The sequence below is a fragment of the Streptomyces sp. NPDC005492 genome, from assembly GCF_040605995.1.
GTDB lineage: Bacteria > Actinomycetota > Actinomycetes > Streptomycetales > Streptomycetaceae > Streptomyces.
The window spans coordinates 47,462-69,158 of sequence record NZ_JBEXDX010000015.1 but is presented as its reverse complement, the minus strand read 5'-3'; the positions used below and the strand labels follow the sequence as shown (position 1 = coordinate 69,158).

Genomic DNA, 21,697 nt, shown 5'->3' with positions numbered 1-21,697 from the left:
CCTACACGCTGTACCCGCCGTCGACGCCCAACGCCTGCCCGGTGATGAACCCGGCCCGGTCGGAGGCGAGGAACGCGACCGCCTCCGCGATGTCCGTGGCGTCGCCGAAGCGGCGCAGCGGAATATTGCGCCGGGTGACGGCGAGGGCGGCCTCGTCCAGTTCGCCGGAGCTGATCAGACGGCCCGCGATGCCGTCGTTGAGCATGCCGGGCGCCACGCAGTTGACGCGGACGCCGTAGCGGCCCTCCTCGGCGGCGAGGGCTCGGGCGACCGCCTCGACCGCGCCCTTGGCGCCCGAGGACAGGCCGTCCCGTATCGGGAAGCGGCGGGTGGCGATGGTTGTCACGGCGACGATGTTGCCCCGGCTCTCCCGCAGCAACGGCAGCGCGGGGTGCACGAGGTTGAAGAACGCCATGGCGTCGCCTTCGAGTTGGGTGCGGTACTCGCTCGGCGTCACCCGGCTCAGATGCCTCATCGGTACGTGCGGGCCCGCGGCGTAGACCAGGGTGTGGATGCCCCGTCCCGTGCCGGACACGGCCTCGGCGGTGGCCGCCTCGTCGCCCAAGTCGAGCCGGATCGACCGCACTTGACGGCCGAGTTTCGTGACCTCGGCGGCGAGTGCGTCCGCCGCCTCCTGGTTGGACCGGTAGGTGAAGGTGATGTCGCTGCCCCGCTCGGCGAGGAGCCGGACGACCGCCGCCCCGATACCGCCCGAGCCGCCCGCCACGAACGCGACACCTGGTCTGCTGGAGAAGTCCGGCACCGTAACCGCCTCACAATCCGAGGGACTTGGCGATGATGACCTTCATGACCTCGCTGGTCCCGGCGTAGATGCGGGTGATGCGTGCGTCCGCGTAGAGCCGGGCGATGGGGTATTCCAGCATGTAGCCGTAACCGCCGAACAGTTGCAGACAGCGATCGACCGTCCGGGCCTGCATCTCGGTGCAGAAGAGTTTGACCTTCGCGGCGTCCGGTCCGCTCAGTTCGCCGGCGACGAGTTCGAGCACCGCCCGGTCGAGCATCGCCTGCGCGGCCTCGATCTCGGCGGCCACCGCGGCGAGTTCGAACTTGGTGTTCTGGAACGAGGCGACCGTCTTACCGAACGCCTTGCGCTCCTTGACGTACGCGATCGTCGTGTCCAGTGCCGCACGGGCCTGAGCGACCGAGCCGACCGCCACGGTCATCCGCTCCTGCGGCAGATTGCGGCCGAGATAGCCGAACGCGGCACCTTCCTCACCGAGCCGGTTGGCGACCGGGACCCGCACGTCGTCGAAGGCCAACTCCACCGTGTCCTGCACCTTGATGCCCAGCTTGTGCAGCACCCGGCCACGCGTGAAGCCGGGCATACCGTCCTCGACGACCAGCAGGGTGAGGCCGGCGCGCCGGTTGTCCGGGTCGGTCGACGTACGGGCCACGACGATCACCAGATCGGCGAGCAGACCGCCGGTGATGAAGGTCTTCGCGCCGTTGAGGACATACGAGTCCCCGACGCGGACGGCGGTCGTACGGATCCCGGCGAGATCGGACCCCGTGCCCGGTTCGGTCATCGCGATGGCGGTCAGCAGCTTCCCGGAGGCCAGACCGGGGAACCAGCGGGCGCGCTGCTCCGCGTCGGCGTAGGTGAGGAAGTACGGCAGGACGACGTCGAGTTGGGTGCGTACCGTGCCCAACGTCACCAGGGTGCGGGCCGCTTCCTCCTGGAGGACGACGTTGTAGCGGTAGTCGTCGAGGCCCGCTCCGCCGTGCTCCTCGGGGACGGCCGTGCTCAACAGGCCCAGGGAGCCGAGCTGTTCGAAGAACGAGCGGGGGAGCCGGCCGGCCTCCTCCCACTCGGCGTAGTGGGGGACCACCTCCTTGCCGATGAAGTCCCGCGCGAGCCGGCGGAACGCCACGTGGTCGTCGGTGAAGACGTCTCGGCGCACAACATCCCCTGTCAGGAAGCGAGTTCGGTGGCGTTGGCGGTGCCGCCGCCCTCGCACATCGTCTGGAGGCCGTAGCGGATTTGGTGGTCCCGCATGTGGTGGATCATGCGGGTCATCAGGACGGCGCCCGACGCGCCGAGCGGATGCCCGAGCGCGATGGCGCCGCCGAGGGGGTTGAGCAGCGCCGGGTCCGCACCGGTCTCGGCCAGCCAGGCGAGCGGGATCGGCGCGAAGGCTTCGTTGACCTCGAAGACGCCCACCTCCGAGAGGCCGATGCCTGCCTTGCGGAGCACCTTCTCGGTCGCCGGGATCGGTCCGGTCAGCATGAGGACGGGATCGGAACCGGTGACTGCACCCGCGCGGTAGCGCACGATCGGTGTCAGGCCCAGCTGGCGGGCCTTCTCCGGGGTCGTCACCAGCAGGGCCGCCGCGCCGTCGGAGATCTGGGAGGAGTTGCCCGCGTGGATCACGCCGTCCTCCTGGAAGGACGGTGTCAGTCGGGCGAGCGTGTCCATGCTGGTGCCTCGCCGTATGCCTTCGTCCGCTGTCACCGTGCTCGTGTCGGTGGTCACCGGCACGATCTGTGCCTCGAACGCCCCGCCGTCCTGTGCGGTCGCCGCCCGTTCGTGCGACAGCGTGGCAAAGTCGTCGAGGAGAGCCCGGCCCAGTCCCCACTTCTGCGCGATCAGCTCGGCGGAGACACCCTGGTTGAAGGAGAAGTCCTCGTAACGGGCGAGGACTTGGGGGCCGTACGGCATCCCGCCGGCCCGCGAGGCGCCGAGGGGGACCCGGCTCATCACCTCGACGCCGCCAGCCACCACGACATCCTGCTGACCGGACATCACCGCCTGGGCGGCGAAGTCCAGCGCCTGCTGGCTCGATCCGCAGGCCCGGTTCACCGTGGTCCCCGGGATGGTCTCCGGCCAGCCCGCGGCCAGGACGGCGTAGCGGCCGATGTTGCTGGACTGGTCGCCCAACTGGCCCACGCAGCCCCACATCACGTCGTCGACGACTTCGGGATCCAGGCCGGTGCGGTCCACGAGCGCGTGCAGGACGAGGGCGGAGAGGTCGGCGGCGTGCACGCCGGCCAGTCCGCCGTTCCGTTTGCCGACGGCCGTGCGGACCGCCTCCACCACCACTGCCTCACGCATCACGTGTCCTCCGTTGCCTGGGGCGCTGGTGTCCTCGGCACGGCCCAGCGCCCCGTGTAGTGCGCCGGGCGCCGCTCCGTGAACGCGGCGTACGCCTCCGGGACGTCCGCCGTGGCGAAGTTCATGGCCTGGGCCCGCGCCTCACCGGAAAGGGCCTCGCGCAGGGTGCGATCGGCGTTCTCGTTGAGGAGTGCCTTGTTCTGCGCGAGGGCGACCGGTGCTCCGGCCACCAACCGGGCGGCGAGGTCGTCCACGAAGGCGTCGATCTTGTCGGTGTCCACGACCCAGGTCACCAGGTTCAGGTCGCGGGCCTCCTCGGCGTCGATCGTCTCGGCCAGCAGCACGAGCCGTTTCGCCTGCTGCAACCCCACCAGCTTGGGCAGCAGCCACGAGCCGCCGCAGTCCATGGACAGGGCGCGGCGCGCGAAGATCTGCGAGAACGTGCTCTCCGGGGTGGCCACGACGAAGTCGCAGCCCAGGGCGATGTTCCAGCCCGCGCCGACCGCCACCCCGTTCACCTTGGCGATGGTGGGGATCGGCAGCTCGTGCAGGAGCAGCGTGACCTCGGTCAAGGTCCGCATCCGGTACAGGGGATGCTCGTCGCTGACGCCCTTGCGGATGTCGGCCCCGGAGCAGAACGCGCCGCCCGCACCGGTCAGGACCAGCGCACGCACCGTACGGTCACTGCCCGCCGCGGAGAGCGCCGCGCGCAGGGCCTCCCACAGCTCGGCATCGATCGCGTTCTTGCGCCACGGCCGGTTCAGCGTCAGGGTCCGGACACCGCCGGCGTCGCTCGTGAGGAGCACCGGCTGCTCGCTCATCGCACCGCTCCCTGCGTCCGGAGAATGGTGATCTCCTCGGCGGTGAGGCCGAGTTCGGCGAGTACGGCGTCGGTGTGCTGGCCGAGAGCGGGAATCGCGCCCATCGGAGGGTCGTATCCGGCGATGACCGGGGGCGGCAGCAGCGCCGGGACCGGACCGGACGGTGTGTCGATCTCGCGCCACCGGTCGCGGGCCCGCAGATGGGGGTGGGCGACGACGTCGCTGGTCGTGTTGTAGCGGGAGTTGCCGATCCCGGCCGCGTCCGCGCGGTCCTGCACCTCGGCGAGGTCGTGCCGTGCGCACCAGGCGCTGATCTCCGGCTCCAGCAGGGCACGGTGTTCCACCCGCCCGGCGTTGCTTCGGAACCGCGGGTCGTCCGCGAGGTCGGGGCGGTGGAGCAACTCCCGTGCCAGGCGCTGCCATTCACGGTCGTTCGTGGTGCCGAGGATCACGGTGTGGCCGTCGGTGGTGCGGTGGGCGCCGTACGGTGCCACGGCGGGGGAGCTCAGGCCGAGCGGCTGCTGTTCGACACCGGAGTGCTGGGTGTAGGTGAGCGGATATCCCATCAGCTCCGTCATCGTGTCGAACAGGCTCACCGCGACGGACGACATGCCCGGCCCGACTCCGCGCTCCTTGCCGCACAGCAGCGCGACGACCGACAGGGCGGCGTAGAGGCCGCTGCACACGTCGGCCATCGGCGGCCCCGGCTTGGCCGGCGCTCCGGGGTGGCCGGTCACCGCGCAGGCGCCCGACTCGGCCTGCACCAGGAGGTCGTAGGCACGCTTGTGGGAGAGGGGGCCGCCCGGGCCGTAGCCGTCGATCTCGACGGCCAGCAGGTCGGGGTGACGGGTCCTCAAGTCCTCGGGGGAGATGGCGAGTTTGGCGGTGGTGCCGGGGGTGAGGTTGGAGACGAGGACGTCGGCGCGCTCCAGCAGGCGGTGCAGGACACCCATGCCGCCGGGTGACTTCAGGTCCAGGGCCACCGACTCCTTGCCCCGGTTGACCCACACGAAGTGCGCCCCCAGCCCCTTGACCACGTCGTCGTAGTGGCGGGCGAAGTCGCCGCCCTGCGGGTTCTCCACCTTGATCACCCGGGCGCCGAAGTCGCCGAGCGTGCGGGTGCACATGGGGGCGGAGATCGCCTGCTCCAACGCCACCACGGTGATTCCGGCCAGCGGCCCGGTGCTCGTCATGTCAGCCCGCAGCCTTGAAGCCGGCGCGGAGTTCGTCCTTCAGCACCTTCTGGCTCGCGTTGCGCGGGAGTTGGTCGACGAAGCGGACGTGCCGGGGGACCTTGAAGTTCGCCATGTTCTCGCGGGCCCAGGCGATGACCTCCGCCTCGGTCGGCGGGTGCTGCGGGTCCGGGACGACGAAGGCACAGCCGACCTCGCCGAGCCGTTCGTCGGGAACGCCGATCACAGCGACCTGATGGACGTGCTCACAGCCGAGAAGCAGCTTCTCTATCTCCGCCGGATAGGCGTTGAAGCCGCCCACGATGTACATCTCCTTCTTGCGGTCGACGATGGCGAGATTGCTGTCGTCGTCGAGCCGTCCGATGTCCCCGGTGTGCAGCCAGCCCCCGGCGTCGATCGTCGCCGCGGTGGCCTCCGGGTCGTCCCAGTAGCCGCGGGTGACGTTGAAGCCGCGCACGAGGATCTCACCGTCGAGGCCGATCGGGACGTCGAGACCGTCGGGGGCGACGATCCGGACCTGGACACCGGGAATGGCACTTCCGGTCGTGCGCGCGACCGTCTCCTCGGAGTCCCCGAGCCGGGTCGTGGTCACCAGCGCCGTCGACTCGGTCAGGCCGTAGGCGCTCATCACGATGTCGAACGACAACTCCGTCTTCATGGCGCGGATCAGTGATTCCGGGATCGTGGTGCCGCCCGTCATGGACACCCGCAGCGACGACAGGTCGTGGTCGGCCCGGTCCGGATGGTTGACCAGGTCGTGGAAGATGGTCGGCGGTCCGAGGAGAATGCTCACCCGCTCCCGGGCGATGAGATCCAGCGCCCGCCCGGCGTCGAAGACGGGCATGGGAATGACGGTGACTCCGTGCATGAGGGAGGCCAGCCACCCCGCCTTGTAGCCGAAGCAGTGGAAGAAGGGCGGGATCACCAGAAAGGTGTCGGAGGCCTCGAAGGTGTACTCCTCGGCCATCCACCCGTACGCGCGCAGGGACTGGCCGTGCGTGAGCATCACGCCCTTCGGGTGGCCGGTCGTGCCGGACGTGAACATCACGTCGGACACGTCGTCCGGCGTCAACCGGTCGACCGACTCATGGGCCACGGACGCGGGAACGCCCTCTCCCGCACCGAGAAAGTCGTTCCACGCCAGCTCGGCCGCCCCTTGCGGACCGAGCACGGACACCGTCTTCTGCAGGGCCGGCAGGCCCGGATCGGCCTTGCGGAGTTCGCCGATGTAGTCGTTGCCGAGGAAGGGCGAGGCGAATACGGCCGCCGCCTCCGACTTCCGCAGGATGTAAGAGATCTCCTGTGCCTTGAAGCGCGTGTTGAGCGGAACCAGGATGCCCCCGGCACCGTGGATGCCCAGCGCGGCGAAGATCCACTCCGCCGAGTTGGGGGCGCACAGCCCGACCCGGTCCCCCGGCTTGACGCCGAGTGCGACGGTCGCGCGGACCGCGTCGACCATCCGCTGCTCCAGCTCCCGGAACGTCCACCGGCGGTCCCCGTCGATGAGTGCCGTGGCGTCCCCGAAGCGCCTGGAGGCCAGCCTGATGACGTGGGGGATGCTCAGGAATTCGTCGTCGTAGCGCATCAGTTGGCTCCAGGGCTAGCCGTTCGAGGGGAGACGCAGGATCCGCTTGGCGATGATGTTCCGCTGGATCTGCGAGGTGCCGCCGTAGACGGAGGCCGCACGGGAGTAGAGGTAGTCCCCGAACAACTCGCCGCCCTCCTCGACGAGTTCGACGGGGAAGACCTCAAGTGCCGTGTCGTAGAGACGCTGTTCGGTCCTCGTCATCAGCAGTTTGTCCACGGACGACTCCGGTCCCGCGACCTGCCCGGCGAGACGCTCGGCGGTACGGCGGCGGGCATGCGCCACGAGGACCTCGTAGTCCACGACACATCGGCCGATCCGGGACACCAGACCGTCGGGCAGACTGCCGGCCCGCTCGGCGGCGTGGCGCCGCAGCCGCTCGACGAGCAGCCCGTACTTCGAGATGTGCCCGGTGTCCAGGGCGTTGCGTTCGTACGACACCGTCGTCATCGCCAGCGCCCAGCCGACGCCCTCGGCGCCGACGCGCTCGGACTCCTCGATGCGGACGTCGTCCAGGAACAGCTCGCAGAACTCGTCGTCGCCGTTGGCCGCGCGCAGCGGCCGTACCGTCACGCCAGGGCGGTCCAGGGGTAGAACGAACGCCGAGATCGATTTGTGGGCCGGTGCCGAGCGGTCCGTGCGGGCCAGCAGCAGACACCGGCCGGAGTACTGGGCGTAGCTGGTCCAGAGCTTCTGACCGCGCACCGTGTAGTGGCCGTCGTGCCGCCCGGCGAAGGTACTCATGCCCGCCAGGTCGGAACCGGCGCCGGGCTCGCTGAAGCCCTGGCACCACACCTCGTCACCGGCCAACATCCGCGGCAGGAACCGCAGCCGCTGTTCCTCCGAGCCGAACTCCAGGAGCGCGTGGGCGAGATAGCCGATCCGGGGGACCCCCGGGGCCCGGCAGGCGCCCAGTTCATCGCTGACCGCGACCTGGTGCAGGGCGGTCAGGCCCCGGCCGCCGTAGCGCTCGGGGACGTCGAGGCCGACCCAGCCACCCGAGTGCAGCAGCCGGTGCCAGCGGTGGAGGAAGACCGGCAGCGGTTCGCCCGACTGCCGCTCGGGGAGAGGGTGTTCGGCCAGCCAGGCACGAAACTCCCGCCGCAGCCGGTCCAGATCAGCCGGGTCGCCGAAGTCCAGCGGAGTGTCGGTCATCGCGTCGCCTCCGGTACGGCCAGCGCGGGCAGCAGGTCGGCCGTCGTGACGAGCAGCGTCGCGCCCAGCCGCACCTTGCGCAGATACAGATGCGCGACGTGCTCCCACGTCTGGGCGATACCGCCGAAGACCTGCATCCCGGCGTAAATGGCCTCCAGCGCCGAGGAGTTGACCTCGGCCTTGGCGGCACGTGCCGCCGCCAGTGCCCGCTGCGGGGGTTCGTTGTCGAGGCACCAGGCCGCATAGCGCGTGACACTCGTGCACGCCTCCACCAGGACCGTCGCGTCCGCGAGGAGATGCTGTACGGCCTGGAAGGAGCCGATGGCCTGTCCGTACTGGTGGCGGACCCGGGCGTATTCAACCGCCTGCTCCACCAACGAGCCTGCTGCGCCCACGAGTTCGGCGGTCACGACAACCAACGTGTAGGCCTGCCAACGGAGGTGGTCCGGTGCGGTGAGACGGCCCACGGCCTCCACAGGAGCATCCGAGGGCACCGCGCGCAGCGAGCGCACGAGGTCTGTGCTCGGTGCCGCCGGGCCCAACTCGACCCGGGTGACGGTCCCTTCGGCGGCGACGCAGAGCGCGCTGTCGGCTCCCTCGCTGTCCCAGGCGACGAGTTCGGTCGGCGTCAGTCCGGGGAAACGGAGTTCACGAGTGAGCGCGACGGTGGGTGTCGTGGACGAGGTGTCGGTGCCGAGCAGCCGGAGCAGCTCCGGGGCGAGCAGGACCGTACCGAGCAGGGACGTGGTGAGTGGTCGGCGACCGTGTTCCTCCGCGAGCAGCGCGCACTCCTGCGCGGTCGCCGCCGGAGGAGACGAGCGCCGCAGATCCCTCAAACCCAGTTCTTCCAGGGCCTGTTGGGCGGCTGTCCGGGTCGACGGTTTGATCTCGTCCGCCGAGGCCACACCGTACCGGGTCGCCAGTGCGCGCACCATGTCACGGACCAGGACGAACTCCTCGCGCTCCACGCTCAGCGCTCCTCAGGGGGGTTCGCGCGCCGCTCGGCGCGGGTCGCGAGCTCGGTGATGATGCGGATGTGGTCGGGGCTGGTCATCGTGGCCCGCTCGGCCATCAGGGCCGCCTCCATGCCGCCGCGCGAGACCTGCTCGACCACGGCGGCGAGGGCCAGCTTGGTGGCGCGGAGGGCTTCGGCGGGCTGGGCCGCGAGCCGGTGGGCCAGGGCGACCGCCTCGCACATGAGGTCGTCGGGCGGGACCGTGCGGTTGGCGAGGCCCAGTTCGACCGCCTTGGGGGCGGGGATGCGATCCCCGGTGAAGAGGTACTCCTTGACCCGGAGCAGGCTTGTGAGCAGCGGCCACAGGGTGACTCCGCCGTCGCCCGCCACCAGGCCGACCGAGATGTGCGGGTCGGCGAAGTAGGCGTCCTCGGCCATCAGCACGAGGTCGCAGGCCAGGGCGAGGCTGCAACCCAGGCCCACCGCCGGGCCGTTGACGGCGGCGATCACCGGCAGCGGGAAGCGGATCATCTCGGTCTGGATGGTGCGGTCGAGCCGGATGGACCGCTCCCGCAGTTCCGGATCGGTGTGGTGGCGCAGGAGATGGTCGAAGTCGCCGCCGGCGCTGAACGCCCGGCCCGCGCCGGTGAGGACGACGGCTCGCGCCTTCGTGTCGTCCGCCAGCTCGCGCCAGACCTCGGACAGCCGTCGGTGCAGTTCCTCGGACACGCCGTTCAGCCGGTCGGGGCGGTTCAGGGTGACGATGCGGACGTCTCCGTCGGCGGCCACGGTCAGCACGGGACTCACCTTGCTCATACCGCGATGGTATTAAAGGTCAGACCGAAACTGTCAATGGGGTTGCACCAAGAAGAGAATCACATTCTCGCGATCGTTTCGCTCAGTTCTCCGGATCGGTGAGTTCCACGCCGTCGCGCCGGTCCACCTCTGCCGCGGCCCGGGCGAAGCCGCACACATGCCGTGTCATACGGCGCATCGCCGCCTCGCTGTCGCGATCCCGGATCGCCTCGGTGATCCGGGCGTGGGCGCGGGCGGTGAGCTTGCGGATGTCCGCGTCCATGAACTGCTCGATGTTGGTGGCCGCGTGGATCGACTGCGAGAGAGCGCTCATGAACCCGATGAGAAGCTCGTTCTCGCCGGCCCGCGCCACCGCGTTGTGCCAGTGGATGTTGGCGCGCAGGAAGCGCTGGATGTCCTCGCCCGCCGCGACGAGGTCCGCGTGGGCGTCGTCGAGTTCCGCGAGGTCGGCGTCCGTCCGTCGCCGGGCCGCGAGCGCCGCGCACGCCGGCTCGATCGCCTCCCGGGTCTCGTGCAGGTCCTCCAGGCGGATCCGCTGTCCCCGGATCACCAACCGCACGGTGTCGGCGAGCGATTCACGGCCCGGCCGGTGCACGAAGGCCCCGCCCCCGCGCCCCGGCCTGATCTCCAGGAGCCGTTCGACCTCCAGGATGCGCAGCGCCTCGCGCACCGTCGCCCGGCTCAGCCCCGTCTGCTCGACGAGCTGCCGTTCCGGCGGCAGCGCCATGCCCTCGGTGAACTCCCCGGAGAGGATCCGCTCGCGCACCTCCGCCGCCAGCACGTCCGACGCCTTGGGGACGGTGAGCGTGCCGAAGCGCGGCCGGGGCTCTCCGGCTCCGGCGCGTCCCCGGACGGTGCGGGAAGGGTGCTCGGCGCTCTGCACAGGTTCAGGCCTCTCGTCGCAGGCCGCGCTCATCGCGCTCGTCGGCCTCTTTGGCTGAACCATTCAACACAGCACACGCGCCGCCTGTCACATCACCATGCCGCCGTCCACCGGCAGTACCTGGCCGGTGATGAAGGAGGCCGCGTCCGAGGCCAGAAACACGAAACTGCCCGCGATCTCGGCCGGCTCGGCCCACCGGCCCAGCGGAATCCGGGCGAGCATCTGCGCCGCGAACTTCTCGTTGGTCCGGATCGTCTCCGTCATGGGCGTGGCGGCGAGCGGAGCCAGGGCGTTCACGAGGACGCGCCTGCGGGCCAGTTCGCGGGCGAGGGACTTCGTCAGGCCGATGATCCCGGCCTTCGCGGCCGAGTAGTTGACCTGCCCGAGCGTGCCGACCAGACCGGCCGACGAGGTGACGTTGATGATCCGCCCCTTCCCGTCGTCCGGCAGGAACGGCAGCGCGGCCTGAGCGCAGTGGAAGGTGCCCATCACATGGATGTCCAGGACCCGCCGGAACGCGTCCTCCTCCAGCTTGTCGAACATGGCCGGGGCGATGACTCCGGCGTTGTTGACCAGGATGTGCAGCGTCCCGTCGGCGAGCGCCGCCGCGCGTGTCACCGCCGCGTCGGCTCCGGACCGGTCCCGTACGTCGAGGGCGGCGCCGGCCGCCGTGAAGCCGGCGGCATTGATCTTCCCCGCGACCGCCTCGGCGGCGGACTCGTCGACGTCGGTCACCAGGACCGCGGCACCCGCGCGCGCCAGCGCCTCGGCGACCGCGGAACCGATACCGCCTCCGGCGCCGGTGACCAGCGCCGACCGCCCGGTGAGGTCGAACAGCCCTGTGCTGTCGGTCATTCAGTAGCTCCTCGGGAGTCCCAGCGTGTGCGATCCCAGGTAGTTCAGGATCATTTCCTGACTGATCGGCGCGATGCGCATCAGACGGGCCTCGCGGAAGTAGCGGGCCACGCCGTACTCCTCGGAGTAGCCCATACCGCCGTGGGTCTGCAGGGCCCGGTCGGCGGCCGTGAACCCGGCGTCGGCGCACAGGTACTTGGCGGTGTTCGCCTCCCGCCCGCAGGGCCTTCCGTTGTCGTAGAGCCAGGTCGCCTTGCGCAGCACGAGTTCGGCGGCGTCGAGGCGGGCCAGAGAGTCGGCGAGCGGGAACTGGATGGCCTGGTTCATGCCGATCGGGCGGCCGAAGACGACCCGCTCCTTGCCGTACTGGACGGCCTTGTCGAGTGATGCCCGGCCGATGCCCAGCGCCTCCGCCGCGATGAGCATGCGTTCCGGGTTGAGGCCGTCGAGGAGATAGCGGAAGCCCTGGCCCTCCTCGCCGACGCGGTCCTCGACGGGGATGCGCAGGTCGTCGATGAACAACTCGTTCGAGGTGACGGCGTTGCGGCCCATCTTCGGGATCGGGCGGATGTCGATCCGGTCGCGGTCGATGTCCGTCAGGAACAGGGTCATCCCGTCGGTCTTCTTGGTGACCTCGTCCGCCTTGCTGGTGCGGGTCAGCAGCAGGATCTTCTCGGACTCCACGGCCTTGGAGATCCACACCTTGCGGCCGTTGACGACGTAGTGGTCGCCGTCGCGCCGGGCGTACGTCGTGATGCTCGCGGTGTCGAGCCCGGCACCGGGTTCGGTGACGCCGAAGCAGACATGCAGGTCGCCGCTGGCGATGCGGGGGAGTGTCCGACGCTTCAGCTCCTCGGAGCCGTGCACCACCACCGGATGCATGCCGAAGATGTTCAGATGGATCGCGCTGGCCGCGTTCATGCCGCCGCCCGACCGCGCCACCCCCTCCAGCAGCAGGCTGGCCTCGGTGATGCCGAGGCCGTGGCCGCCGTACTCCTCCGGGATCGTGATGCCGAGCCAGCCGCCGCCCGCGACGGTCGCGTAGAACTCCGCCGGGAACTCGTGCGCCTGGTCCTTCTCCATCCAGTACTGGTCGTCGAAGTCGCGCAGCAGTCCGGCGACGGACTTGCGGATCGTTTCCTGGTCCTCGGTCAGTTCGAAGTCCATGGACTGTGGACCCTTCTTCGGTCTGGTTTTGAAACATATCAAAGGTCAGACCGAAGAAGGTAGAGTCCGGAGAACGAGCAGACCGGATGTCACGCGACTCCTACCGTCGAGTAATATCGCGCGCCAGGCCATCGGAGGAGGAACCGTGCCACGGTCCGCAAGCTCGTCGCTGCTGCTCGCCGGTCTGCTGGCGACGTCGGGGGCCGCCCACTTCGCCGCGCCGAGACAGTTCGACGCGATCGTCCCGAGGGCCCTCCCGGGGACGCCCCGGGGCTGGACCTACGCGAGCGGTGCCGTGGAACTGGCGCTGGCCGCGGGGATCGCGGTGCCGCGCACCCGGCGTACGGCCGCACTGGCCGCGGCGGCGTTCTTCGTCGGGGTGTTCCCCGCCAACGTGAAGATGGCGGTGGACTGGCGCAACCGCCCGGCCCCGCAGAAGGCGGCGGCCCTCGGACGGCTGCCGCTCCAGGTGCCCCTCGTACTGTGGGCGCGCAGTGTCGCGAAGAACAAAGGGGAGGGACCGTCATGAGCGGACGCCCGAACGTCGGTGACAAGATCGAGGACTTCACGTTGCCGGACGAGACCGGTGCGGAGCGCAGCCTCACGGAACTGCTCGCCGAGGGGCCGGTGGTGCTGTTCTTCTACCCGGCAGCCCTGAGCGCCGGCTGCACCGCCGAGGCCTGCCACTTCCGGGACCTGGCCGCCGAGTTCGCTGCCGTCGGCGCGCGGCCCGTCGGCATCAGCGGTGACACGGTCGACAAGCAGCAGGAGTTCGCCGGGAAGCACACCCTCGGCATGCCCCTCCTCTCGGACGTCGACGGGGCGATCCGGGAGCGGTTCGGAGTGAAGCGCGGTTTCTCGCTCGCGCCCACCAGGCGGGCCACCTTCGTCATCGGCGAGGACCGCACCGTCCTGGAGGTCGTCTCCAGCGAACTGCGGATGAACACCCACGCCGACCGCGCCCTCGCCGCACTCCGCGCCCACCGGAAGTGACCCTGAGGGCGCAAATGCCCTATCGCGGTTGATGCCACGCGGTAAAGGGACCATCCTGGACGATATGGAGCAGGCCTCCGCCGCGGCGGTCATCGATGCCCGAGGCATCGTGACGGGGTGGAGCGAGGGTGCCCGGACACTGACGGGATACCCGGCCGAGGAGGCCGTGGGACGGTCGGTGGGGGCACTCCTCGCCGAACCCCCGTCCGCCGCGTCCATCGCCGCGCTCGTCGGCCCGGTCGTCCTACGGCACCGGGACGGCTCCCCGCTCCGGATCGACGTGCGGGCGTGCCCGACGCTCTGCGCGGACGGTACGCCGCAGGGATACGTCCTCACCGTCGAACCGTCCGCCCCGCCCGCGCCCACCCTGGCCGAGCAGGCCTTCGAGCAGGCGTCGATGTCCCTGTCCGTCTTCGACACCCAGCAGCGCTATCTCCGCCTCAACGACGTCGCCTGCCGCGTGATGGGCGTACCCGAGGACGTCCTGATCGGCCGCTTCTTCCCGGAGAGCGTGGAGGACGCCGAACACAGCCGGGGCTTCCTGCGCAACCTGCGCCTGGTCGCCGAGACGGGCAGGCCAGTCCGCTACGACAGTTGGGCGGGCGCCCCCGCGCTGAACCGGGAGCACGCCTGGAGCATCGAGATGTGGCCCCTCAAGGACGCCTCCGGCGAGACGACGGCCGTCGCCCTCGCGGCGTTCGACAGCACCGAGCAGTATCTCTCCCGGCAGCGGCTGGCCCTGCTGAACGAAGCGGCGGCCGGCATCGGCACCACCCTCGACGTGGTGCGCACCGCCGAGGAACTGGTGGAGCTACTGGTTCCGCGCTACGCCGACTTCGCCAGCGTGGACCTGCTGCCGTGGGTGCTCGGCGCCGACGAACCACCACCTGCCCTGGACGGCGAGATCATGCTGCGCCGCGTCGCCCACGGCTCCGTCGAGGAGGGCACACCGGCTGCCGCCGTCCACCTGGGGCAGATGGACAGCCATCCACCCTCCTCGCCACCCGTGCAGGCCCTGCGCGAGGGACGGGCGGTACGCAGCCAGGCCGGCGAACCCGAGTTCGTCCGCTGGGTCGAGGACCGCAACGCGCGCTCCCCGGAAGGCCGTTCACACCGTGAGGGCGTCCACTCGATGATCGCGGTGCCGTTGCGGGCGCGCGGTACCACGCTCGGCGTCGCGGTGGCGGTCCGCATGGCCCACCCGGACGACTACGCGGCCGACGACGCCGTACTCGCCGAGGAGTTGGCCAGCCGCGCCGCCGTCTGCATCGACAACGCGCGCCGCTTCGCCCGCGAACGCTCCACCGCGCTCGCCCTCCAGCACAGCCTGCTGCCCAGAGGCCTGCCCGGACAGGCGGCGGTCGAGGTGGCGCACCGCTATCTGCCCTCCGGGTCGCTCGCGGGCATCGGCGGCGACTGGTTCGACGTGATCCCGCTGTCCGGCAGCCGGGTCGCCCTGGTCGTCGGCGACGTCGTCGGACACGGCATCCCGTCCTCGGCGACCATGGGCCGTCTCTGCACGGCCGTGCGTACGCTCGCCGACGTCGACCTGCCGCCCGACGAACTCCTCACCCACCTCGACGACCTGGTGACCCACCTCGCGACGGACGACACCGGCGACGAGGTCGCGGAGCTCGGCGCCACCTGCCTCTACGCCGTCTACGACCCCGTCTCCCGCCGCCTCACCATGGCCGCCGCCGGACATCCGCCGCCGGCGCTCGTGCTCCCCGACGGCACCGCGAGCCTCGTCGCCATGACGGCGGGACCACCGCTCGGCGTCGGCGGACTCCCCTTCGAGGCGGTCGAGTTGGAACTGCCCGAGGGCTCCACCGTGGCCCTGTACACGGACGGGCTGATCGAAGACCGCGACCGCGACGTCGACCACGCCAGCGTCGAACTGTGCCGTGCGCTCACCGCGTCCGCCGAGTCGCTCGACGCGCTGTGCGACTCGGTGCTGAAGGCCGTGATGCCGGAGGAACCCAGCGACGACGTGGCCCTGCTGCTGGCGCGCACTCGCGCACTGGGCGCCGACCGCGTCGCCACCTGGGACATCGAACCGGACCCCGCGCACGTGGCCGGGGCCCGGCAGGCCGCCACCGAGCAACTGACCGCCTGGGGACTGGACGAGGAGGCCTTCGTGACCGAACTGGTCGTCAGCGAACTCGTCACCAACGCCATCCGCTACGGCGTACCGCCCATCCAGCTCCGCCTCATCCGCGACCGCGCCCTCATCTGCGAGGTCTCCGACGGCAGTTCCACCTCACCGCATCTGCGCCGCGCCCACGCCTACGACGAGGGCGGGCGCGGACTCCTGCTCGTCGCCCAGCTCACCCAGCGCTGGGGCAGCCGGCAGACCGGCGGCGGCAAGACGATCTGGGCCGAACAGTCGCTGCCGCCGCGCTGACCGGACCGCTCACTCGAAGGGGCAGCCGGGGTTCGGCGCGTCCTCCGAGAACGGTGCTCCGTGCGGCAGGACGTACAGCACGTCGAGGACGAGAGGCGTGCTCCCCAGGTTGCGGCCGATGTGCACATTGCCCGAGCCGGCCGGCTCCTGGATGGCGCTGCCGGCCCGGTAGACGCCGTCGGAGGCGCAGCTCGCGTCGAAGTGGCTGAGCGTGCCCTGCTTGACGACGCCGTACAGGGGGCCGTCGTGGTAGTGCCAGCCGGTGGCCTGGCCGGGCGGAATGGTGATCTCGCGCAGGGTGTAGTCGGTGTCGCCGACCGTGGTCTGGCTGATCAGCCGGGCGGTGACACCGGGTCCCGCCGGAGTCGCCTGGGCGGCGGTGCCGACCAGCAGGGCCGCGGCGGCCACCGACCCGGTCACGGCGGTACGGAACGCGTTGCGCATACGAGGGCCTCTCGGCTAGATCGTGAGCATCCGCCGTGAACATAGAGGCAGGGAAGGGCAGTTGGCAGCCACAACACGAACTTCCCCGGAAACCTCAGAACTCCTCGTGCGTCTCCGGATCTCCGCCGAGGCGCTGCGGAGAGTGCTCGGAGAGGGCGGCCAGTTGGGCCGGTCCGAGTTCGAAGCCGAAGATGTCCAGGTTCGCGCGCTGCCGGTCCGGGTCCGCCGACTTGGGGATCGGAACCGCCCCCAGCTGTGTGTGCCAGCGCAGCACCACCTGGGCGGGCGTCACCTCGAACGCCTCCGCGACCGTCACGACCGTGGGGTCGTCGAGCAGCTCGGAACCGCGCCCGAGAGGGCTCCAACTCTCGGTGAGAACGCCCTTCTCGGCGTGGAAGGCACGCAGTTCGTCCTGCGGGAACAGCGGATGCAGCTCGATCTGGTTGACGGAGGGCAGCACACCCGTCTCCTTCTCCAGCCGCTCGATGTGCTCGGGCGTGAAGTTGGAGACGCCGATCGACCGGACGAGACCCTCCTCGCGGAGCTTGATCATCGCCTTCCAGGAATCGACGTACTTGCCGACGCGGGGCAGCGGCCAGTGGATCAGATACAGATCCACGTACTCCACGCCGAGCCGCGTCCGGGACTCCTCGAAGGAGGCGAGGGTCTCCTCGTAGCCGTGGTGGCGGCCCGGAAGCTTCGTCGTCACGAGGATCTCCTCGCGCGGCACCTCGCTGCGGGCGATGCCACGGCCGACGCCGGTCTCGTTGCGGTAGTTCGTGGCCGTGTCCACCAGGCGATAGCCCATGCGCAACGCGCCGTCGACGGCTTCCTCGGCCGTCGCGTCGTCCATCGGCCAGGTCCCCAGACCGATGGCGGGGATCTTCGTTCCGTCGTTGAGGGTGTGCGTCGGGATGCTGATCACGGTCGACCTTCCCTTGACTGTGCGGTACAGCCAGTATGGGCAGCCGACGCGACGGCCCGCGAGGCAGGGCCGCCCGGCCCGGTGGAAAAGGCTTTGTGAGGGCCGAGTTCAGGGGCGCGGACTCGTCGTGGCGAAAGGGTCGGAGGACGTAACCCCGATGGCACCGACCGGCATCCCCGAACCCGTACTCGTCGACGCGCTGGGCTGTTCACGCACGCGCGGGTGCGTGGGGCGCAGTCCCTCGCGGATGGCGGGTACGGCGGCGGGTCCGCGCCGGAGCAGCTCACGGAAGGCGCCGGGGCGGCGCGGCTCACAGTGCTGCAAGCTGCTGGACGAGCCGCTCGTCCCGGACGCGGGGGTCTGTTTCCCGGACCGCGTCGCGCTGCTGCCCCGCGCGATCCGGCTCCTGGAGCGGGATCCGGACCCCCGGGTGCGGGCCAGGGCCGTCGAACTCGTCGGACCGTGGGTGCACAGCCGCCCGGACGCCCTCGCGGCCCTGACCCGCGCCCGAGACGCCGGCCCGCCCCCGCCGGTCCGCAAGAAGGCCGGGTGGTACACGCCCGGCAGCCCGATCCACCGCCGGACCACCCCCCCCGGGCCCGCGTGCGCCACGAGTCGCTGAACCAGGTCCGGGCGGCAGCCCGGTCGCCTCCCACGGTGATCGCTGTCACGATCTTCCTTGGAACCGGTACGACCTGGGTACGACCCGGAAGGGACGACCCACCGGGCACGTACGACGACGGAGCACGCATGACGACGGACAGCGGTACGACGGACGAGGCGACAGGGGTGGACGGCATGGAGCTGCGGCCGGTCGCCGGGCACATCGGTGCCGAGATCACCGGTGTCGACCTGGCCGCTGAACTCGACGACGCCGTGGTCGCCGCGATCCGCGCGGCGGTGCTGCGCTGGAAGGTCGTGTTCTTCCGGGACCAACGGCTCGATCACACCGGACATGTGGCGTTCGCGCGGCGGTTCGGGCAACCGGTCGTGCTCGGACGGCGCGGCAGCGCCTCACCGGCCGGCTTCCCCGAGGTCGAAACCACCGCGGACCGGCTGGAGTTGGGCGGCCGGTTCGGCATGGAGCACGAGGAGTGGCTGGAGCGACGCCGGCACACCCTGCTGCGCGGCTGGCACTGCGACCACGGCGCCCGCGTCGACCCGCCGGCCGCGACGATCCTGCGCGCCGAGACCGTCCCGCCCTACGGCGGCGACACCACCTGGTCGAACCTGGCCGCCGCCTACGCCGGACTGTCGCAGCCGGTAAGGGAGTTCGTGGACGGGCTGCGGGCCGAACACCGGCTCGGCGTCGGCTACCAACCCCGGCCCGGCGACGACGCGTACGTCCGCCATCTGCTGGACCACCAGGTCGCCTCGGTGCACCCGCTGGTACGGGTGCATCCCGAGACGGGGGAGCGGGTGCTGTTCGTCAACGGCTACTACCTGGAGCAGATCACCGATCTCTCCCGCTCGGAGAGCGCCGCGATCCTGGAGCTGCTGCTCGCGCAGGCGACCCGGCCCGAGTACACCGTCCGGTTCCGCTGGGAGCCGGGCAGCGTGGCCTTCTGGGACAACCGGGCCACCATCCATCTCGCCCCGAGCGACAACGCCCACCTGGGCTTTCCCCGGACCATGCACCGTGTGATGCTCACCGGCGACATACCGGTCGGGGTGGACGGCAAGCCGTCGGAGCCCATCGTCGGTACCGAGCCCGGTCGTTGGTGAGGTCAGACGGTGGCCTGCCACCCGAGCGCCGGTCCCAGCCTCGTCGCCATGTCCGTGAGGATCTGTACATAGTCCTCGTGCTCGAAGGTGAACGGCAGCGCGAACGCCACCTCGTCGATCTCCCTGAACGCGGCGTGCGCGTGCAGGAGTTCGGCGATCTCCGCCGAGGTGCCGACCAGGTCCGGCGCGAACATCAGCCCGGCCGGCCCCTGCGGTGACCTCGTGCGGGGAGTGCGCTTGCGGGCGAACTCCTCGTACTTCGCCCGCTGTTGGGGCGACGCGGAGTCGGTGGGGATGACCACCAGCCCCTGCGAGACACGGGCCGCGTCGCCGTCCGGGTGATGCGCGCGGAACGTGCGGATGTGGGAGAGCTGGATCTCCGCGAAGTCCCCTGACTCGTCCGGCCCTTCGGCCTTGACGACACTGCTCGTCAGGAAGTTCATCCCGTGCTCGCCGGCCCACTTCGCCGAACTCGCGCTGCCGCCGCCGTACCAGAGCCTGCGGCCCAGACCGGGGGAGTGCGGCTGCACCCGGTCCGAGAACACCTCGAAGCCCTCGACCCCGCTGAAGTCGGTGGCCGGCTTGCCCCGCACGAAGTCCAGGAGCCGCCGCACCCGCTCGTAGCCGAAGTCCTCGGAGTCGCCCGTGTCCGGGTACAGCGCGTCCTTGACGTGGTCGTAGTGCATCGGCGGGCCGACACTGACACCCGGGTTGATACGGCCCCCGGACAGGATGTCGACGGTCGCCAGATCCTCCGCCAGCCGCAGCGGGTTCTCCCAGCCGAGCGGGATCACCGCGGTGCCGAGTTCGATACGGCTGGTGCGTTGCGAGGCCGCCGCCATGATCGCGACGGGGGAGGAGATGCCGTACTGGAGATGGCGGTGGCGCAGCCACGCGCTGTCGAAGCCGAGCCGCTCGCCCAGTTCGATGATCTCCAGCGTCGACTCGTGGCCCCGGCGCGGATCGGCCTCGTCGAACAGGCCGATCGTCAGGAAGCCCAGCTTCCGCAACGGGCGTGAGGTGGGCGACACGGGCTCCTCCGGCGGTCGTGCGTCAGTTCTGCCTCGATTGTCGCACCCGGACATTGCGGGAGTGTGATCAGCGCAGCGGGATGACGACCTCGTCCTCGACCGGCGGGTCGATCTCCTGGGCACGGTTGCCGGTGGCCGCGAAACAGCGCAGGCGGACCGCCTCCGGGGTGACGTCCAGCCGAAGGAAGCACTTGAAGAACGGCGGGCTGTACGTCACCGAACTGGGCGAGAAGAGCTGGGTGTAGATCTTCCGCACCGGAAGGCGGAAACGCGAGGTCCGTTCGGGCCGGCCGCCCGCGCCCAGCAGACTCGCGACCAGCCGGATCCGCCGGGTGACGCGGACCGGCGGGCCCGGGGTGCGGGTCGGCGGGATGCCGAGGCGCTCGCAGATCACGGCCGTCGCCTCGGCCTCGGTGAGGGTGAAGAAGCGGCGCAGGTGGAGGCGGCGTCCGTACAGCCCGCTGTAGAAGGCCAGGGAGTCGCCGCGCAGTGGATAGCAGCGGAAGTCCTGCTCGGTGACGTTCGCGATGTTCACGCGCGGGACGGTGTGGGTCGCGTGCATGAACGCGCCGCCACCGCCCGAGACCACGTACTGGAGCGTACGGCCGTCCGCCAACCGCACGGGATACCGCTGGTAGTTGTGGATGTCGCCGCCTATCGCCGCCACGAAGCGGTGGGCCGGGTCGCTCACGATGTCGTCGACCGTGCCGCCGCCCTCGATGGCGCAGGGGTGGTGCTCGCCGTCCACGTACAGCGGCGATCCGGTGATGAGGATCTTCGGCGTCGGTCCCTTCGCCATCTCGCGCAGCCAGGCGCCCTGTTCGGCGTCGATCGTGCCCAGCAGGCCGGTGTCGATGCCGATGATCCGCACCGGTCCCGCGTCGATCGCCCAGTACGGACCCGGCTGGACGGCCTGTTGGAGCGGGGAGGAGCGCAACTCCCGTGCCTTGTCCAGGTGTTGGCCGTCGGACGGGCGGGAGTGGTGCCACAGCAGCGCACGCCACCAGGCACGCGTCAGCGGTCGCGGCGAGGGCGGTGCGGGCAGCGGCGGCGCGTCGTCGCAGAAGACGCGCATGAAGCCGCCGAGGCCCTCGTACCAGTCGTGGTTGCCGGGTATCGCGTAGATGGGCGCCGGGTAGTCGTGGTAGGGCCGGAAGAACTTCGTGTCGTAGTCGTCCGCCGTGCCCACGGGATAGATGACGTCGCTCGCGATGACGGCGAAGTCCGTTCCCTGACTCACCTTCAGAAAGCCCGGCACGACGGCGTATTGGGGATCGTCGCCCTCGCCCGTGTCGCCGATGACCATGAAGGAGAAGGTGTCCGCGTCGTCGCGCCGGATCAGCTTGTCGGCGGGTGCTCCGGCGGCCGTGCGCTGCGCCACCCAACGGCTTCGGGTGCTGCCGGTGGGGTCCCCGAACCAGGACGCCAGCACACCGTTGCGCGCGGCCCACAGGGTCTTCGGGTCGAGCCACGAGACCTTGTCGACATGGGACGGCATGAGCTGCTGGTACGCGCCGCGTTCCGCCGATCCCCAACCGGCGCCCTCAGGGGTATCGCGTGAAGATTCAGACACCGGTGCACCGTAACAACGGGCCCTGCCAGGGAGATCGGCAGGGCCCTGGCAACATCACCCCGCATCCGCATCAAGGTGTACGACGACTGAACTCCGCCC

General features: G+C 70.5%; 21 protein-coding genes. 5 read left to right on the top strand and 16 right to left on the bottom strand.

The annotated features are described in order from the left end of the window. Nucleotide 1: 1 nt before the first annotated feature. The 12 genes from ABZT04_RS21535 to ABZT04_RS21480 form a co-directional block, all read right to left on the bottom strand. Nucleotides 2-727 (bottom strand): SDR family oxidoreductase, encoded by a 726-nt coding sequence (locus ABZT04_RS21535; RefSeq protein ID WP_356058560.1) that lies wholly within the window; start codon nucleotides 725-727, stop codon nucleotides 2-4. Between the two features lie 46 nt (nucleotides 728-773). Continuing rightward, nucleotides 774-1,922, bottom strand: coding sequence for an acyl-CoA dehydrogenase family protein (locus tag ABZT04_RS21530; protein WP_356058398.1), 1,149 nt, complete (start codon nucleotides 1,920-1,922; stop codon nucleotides 774-776). A gap of 11 nt (nucleotides 1,923-1,933) precedes the next feature. Further along, nucleotides 1,934-3,073: a thiolase family protein gene (locus tag ABZT04_RS21525; protein WP_356058396.1), complete on the bottom strand. Its 1,140-nt coding sequence runs from the start codon at nucleotides 3,071-3,073 to the stop codon at nucleotides 1,934-1,936. After that, on the bottom strand, nucleotides 3,073-3,894 hold the full coding sequence (locus tag ABZT04_RS21520) for an enoyl-CoA hydratase-related protein (protein WP_356058395.1): 822 nt from the start codon (nucleotides 3,892-3,894) through the stop codon (nucleotides 3,073-3,075). The genes ABZT04_RS21525 and ABZT04_RS21520 overlap by 1 nt, the downstream gene beginning before the upstream one ends. Continuing rightward, on the bottom strand, nucleotides 3,891-5,087 hold the full coding sequence (locus tag ABZT04_RS21515; protein WP_356058393.1) for a CaiB/BaiF CoA-transferase family protein: 1,197 nt from the start codon (nucleotides 5,085-5,087) through the stop codon (nucleotides 3,891-3,893). The genes ABZT04_RS21520 and ABZT04_RS21515 overlap by 4 nt, the downstream gene beginning before the upstream one ends. A 1-nt stretch (nucleotide 5,088) precedes the next feature. After that, nucleotides 5,089-6,672 carry a FadD3 family acyl-CoA ligase gene (locus tag ABZT04_RS21510; RefSeq protein WP_356058391.1) on the bottom strand — a complete coding sequence of 528 codons (1,584 nt, stop codon included), beginning with the start codon at nucleotides 6,670-6,672 and terminating at the stop codon, nucleotides 5,089-5,091. Between the two features lie 15 nt (nucleotides 6,673-6,687). Then, a complete protein-coding gene (locus ABZT04_RS21505) occupies nucleotides 6,688-7,827 on the bottom strand; it encodes an acyl-CoA dehydrogenase family protein (protein WP_356058390.1) in 1,140 nt (379 codons plus the stop codon). Next, nucleotides 7,824-8,795 (bottom strand): acyl-CoA dehydrogenase family protein, encoded by a 972-nt coding sequence (locus ABZT04_RS21500; RefSeq protein ID WP_356058388.1) that lies wholly within the window; start codon nucleotides 8,793-8,795, stop codon nucleotides 7,824-7,826. The genes ABZT04_RS21505 and ABZT04_RS21500 overlap by 4 nt, the downstream gene beginning before the upstream one ends. Nucleotides 8,796-8,797: 2 nt before the next feature. Next, a complete protein-coding gene (locus tag ABZT04_RS21495; RefSeq protein ID WP_356058386.1) occupies nucleotides 8,798-9,598 on the bottom strand; it encodes an enoyl-CoA hydratase/isomerase family protein in 801 nt (266 codons plus the stop codon). Nucleotides 9,599-9,680: 82 nt separating this feature from the next. Continuing rightward, on the bottom strand, nucleotides 9,681-10,544 hold the full coding sequence (locus tag ABZT04_RS21490; protein ID WP_356058384.1) for an FCD domain-containing protein: 864 nt from the start codon (nucleotides 10,542-10,544) through the stop codon (nucleotides 9,681-9,683). Nucleotides 10,545-10,568: 24 nt separating this feature from the next. Next, nucleotides 10,569-11,336 (bottom strand): SDR family NAD(P)-dependent oxidoreductase, encoded by a 768-nt coding sequence (locus ABZT04_RS21485; protein ID WP_356058383.1) that lies wholly within the window; start codon nucleotides 11,334-11,336, stop codon nucleotides 10,569-10,571. Beyond that, nucleotides 11,337-12,503 (bottom strand): acyl-CoA dehydrogenase family protein, encoded by a 1,167-nt coding sequence (locus ABZT04_RS21480; protein ID WP_356058382.1) that lies wholly within the window; start codon nucleotides 12,501-12,503, stop codon nucleotides 11,337-11,339. Between the two features lie 145 nt (nucleotides 12,504-12,648). Here ABZT04_RS21480 and ABZT04_RS21475 point away from each other — a divergent pair, with 145 nt between their 5' ends. The 3 genes from ABZT04_RS21475 to ABZT04_RS21465 all read left to right on the top strand — a co-directional run bounded on the left by ABZT04_RS21475 (nucleotide 12,649) and on the right by ABZT04_RS21465 (nucleotide 15,900). Further along, on the top strand, nucleotides 12,649-13,032 hold the full coding sequence (locus ABZT04_RS21475) for a MauE/DoxX family redox-associated membrane protein (protein WP_356058381.1): 384 nt from the start codon (nucleotides 12,649-12,651) through the stop codon (nucleotides 13,030-13,032). Next, on the top strand, nucleotides 13,029-13,496 hold the full coding sequence (locus tag ABZT04_RS21470; RefSeq protein ID WP_356058380.1) for a peroxiredoxin: 468 nt from the start codon (nucleotides 13,029-13,031) through the stop codon (nucleotides 13,494-13,496). Before ABZT04_RS21475 ends, ABZT04_RS21470 begins: the two co-directional genes overlap by 4 nt. Nucleotides 13,497-13,560: 64 nt before the next feature. Then, nucleotides 13,561-15,900 carry a SpoIIE family protein phosphatase gene (locus ABZT04_RS21465; protein ID WP_356058379.1) on the top strand — a complete coding sequence of 780 codons (2,340 nt, stop codon included), beginning with the start codon at nucleotides 13,561-13,563 and terminating at the stop codon, nucleotides 15,898-15,900. Between the two features lie 9 nt (nucleotides 15,901-15,909). Here ABZT04_RS21465 and ABZT04_RS21460 read toward each other — a convergent pair whose 3' ends face one another. Both ABZT04_RS21460 and ABZT04_RS21455 read right to left on the bottom strand, forming a co-directional pair. Then, the gene (locus ABZT04_RS21460) at nucleotides 15,910-16,344 is read right to left on the bottom strand and encodes a cupin domain-containing protein (protein WP_356058377.1); all 435 of its coding nucleotides are present in this window, start codon (nucleotides 16,342-16,344) and stop codon (nucleotides 15,910-15,912) included. 94 nt (nucleotides 16,345-16,438) lie between these two features. After that, nucleotides 16,439-17,269: an aldo/keto reductase gene (locus tag ABZT04_RS21455; protein ID WP_356058376.1), complete on the bottom strand. Its 831-nt coding sequence runs from the start codon at nucleotides 17,267-17,269 to the stop codon at nucleotides 16,439-16,441. A 157-nt stretch (nucleotides 17,270-17,426) separates the two neighbouring features. Here ABZT04_RS21455 and ABZT04_RS21450 point away from each other — a divergent pair, with 157 nt between their 5' ends. Further along, nucleotides 17,427-17,891 (top strand): hypothetical protein, encoded by a 465-nt coding sequence (locus ABZT04_RS21450; RefSeq protein ID WP_356058374.1) that lies wholly within the window; start codon nucleotides 17,427-17,429, stop codon nucleotides 17,889-17,891. 128 nt (nucleotides 17,892-18,019) lie between these two features. Further along, entirely contained in the window at nucleotides 18,020-18,994 is a 975-nt protein-coding gene (locus ABZT04_RS21445; RefSeq protein WP_356058372.1) for a TauD/TfdA family dioxygenase, read from the top strand. A gap of 2 nt (nucleotides 18,995-18,996) precedes the next feature. On the opposite strand, the gene ABZT04_RS21440 is transcribed toward ABZT04_RS21445, so the two are convergent. Both ABZT04_RS21440 and ABZT04_RS21435 read right to left on the bottom strand, forming a co-directional pair. Next, nucleotides 18,997-20,025, bottom strand: coding sequence for an LLM class flavin-dependent oxidoreductase (locus ABZT04_RS21440; protein ID WP_356058370.1), 1,029 nt, complete (start codon nucleotides 20,023-20,025; stop codon nucleotides 18,997-18,999). 67 nt (nucleotides 20,026-20,092) lie between these two features. After that, nucleotides 20,093-21,598 (bottom strand): metallophosphoesterase, encoded by a 1,506-nt coding sequence (locus ABZT04_RS21435; protein WP_356058368.1) that lies wholly within the window; start codon nucleotides 21,596-21,598, stop codon nucleotides 20,093-20,095. Nucleotides 21,599-21,697 lie beyond the last annotated feature (99 nt).

What these genes read in the sequence shown, in the direction of transcription:
- ABZT04_RS21525 (WP_356058396.1), bottom strand. Translation starts at nt 3,073, where the DNA reads ATGCGTGAGGCAGTGGTGGTGGAGGCGGTCCGCACGGCCGTCGGCAAA.
- ABZT04_RS21520 (WP_356058395.1), bottom strand. Translation starts at nt 3,894, where the DNA reads ATGAGCGAGCAGCCGGTGCTCCTCACGAGCGACGCCGGCGGTGTCCGG.
- ABZT04_RS21515 (WP_356058393.1), bottom strand. Translation starts at nt 5,087, where the DNA reads ATGACGAGCACCGGGCCGCTGGCCGGAATCACCGTGGTGGCGTTGGAG.
- ABZT04_RS21510 (WP_356058391.1), bottom strand. Translation starts at nt 6,672, where the DNA reads ATGCGCTACGACGACGAATTCCTGAGCATCCCCCACGTCATCAGGCTG.
- ABZT04_RS21505 (WP_356058390.1), bottom strand. Translation starts at nt 7,827, where the DNA reads ATGACCGACACTCCGCTGGACTTCGGCGACCCGGCTGATCTGGACCGG.
- ABZT04_RS21495 (WP_356058386.1), bottom strand. Translation starts at nt 9,598, where the DNA reads ATGAGCAAGGTGAGTCCCGTGCTGACCGTGGCCGCCGACGGAGACGTC.
- ABZT04_RS21490 (WP_356058384.1), bottom strand. Translation starts at nt 10,544, where the DNA reads ATGGTTCAGCCAAAGAGGCCGACGAGCGCGATGAGCGCGGCCTGCGAC.
- ABZT04_RS21485 (WP_356058383.1), bottom strand. Translation starts at nt 11,336, where the DNA reads ATGACCGACAGCACAGGGCTGTTCGACCTCACCGGGCGGTCGGCGCTG.
- ABZT04_RS21480 (WP_356058382.1), bottom strand. Translation starts at nt 12,503, where the DNA reads ATGGACTTCGAACTGACCGAGGACCAGGAAACGATCCGCAAGTCCGTC.
- ABZT04_RS21470 (WP_356058380.1), top strand. Translation starts at nt 13,029, where the DNA reads ATGAGCGGACGCCCGAACGTCGGTGACAAGATCGAGGACTTCACGTTG.
- ABZT04_RS21465 (WP_356058379.1), top strand. Translation starts at nt 13,561, where the DNA reads ATGGAGCAGGCCTCCGCCGCGGCGGTCATCGATGCCCGAGGCATCGTG.
- ABZT04_RS21460 (WP_356058377.1), bottom strand. Translation starts at nt 16,344, where the DNA reads ATGCGCAACGCGTTCCGTACCGCCGTGACCGGGTCGGTGGCCGCCGCG.
- ABZT04_RS21450 (WP_356058374.1), top strand. Translation starts at nt 17,427, where the DNA reads ATGGCACCGACCGGCATCCCCGAACCCGTACTCGTCGACGCGCTGGGC.
- ABZT04_RS21445 (WP_356058372.1), top strand. Translation starts at nt 18,020, where the DNA reads ATGACGACGGACAGCGGTACGACGGACGAGGCGACAGGGGTGGACGGC.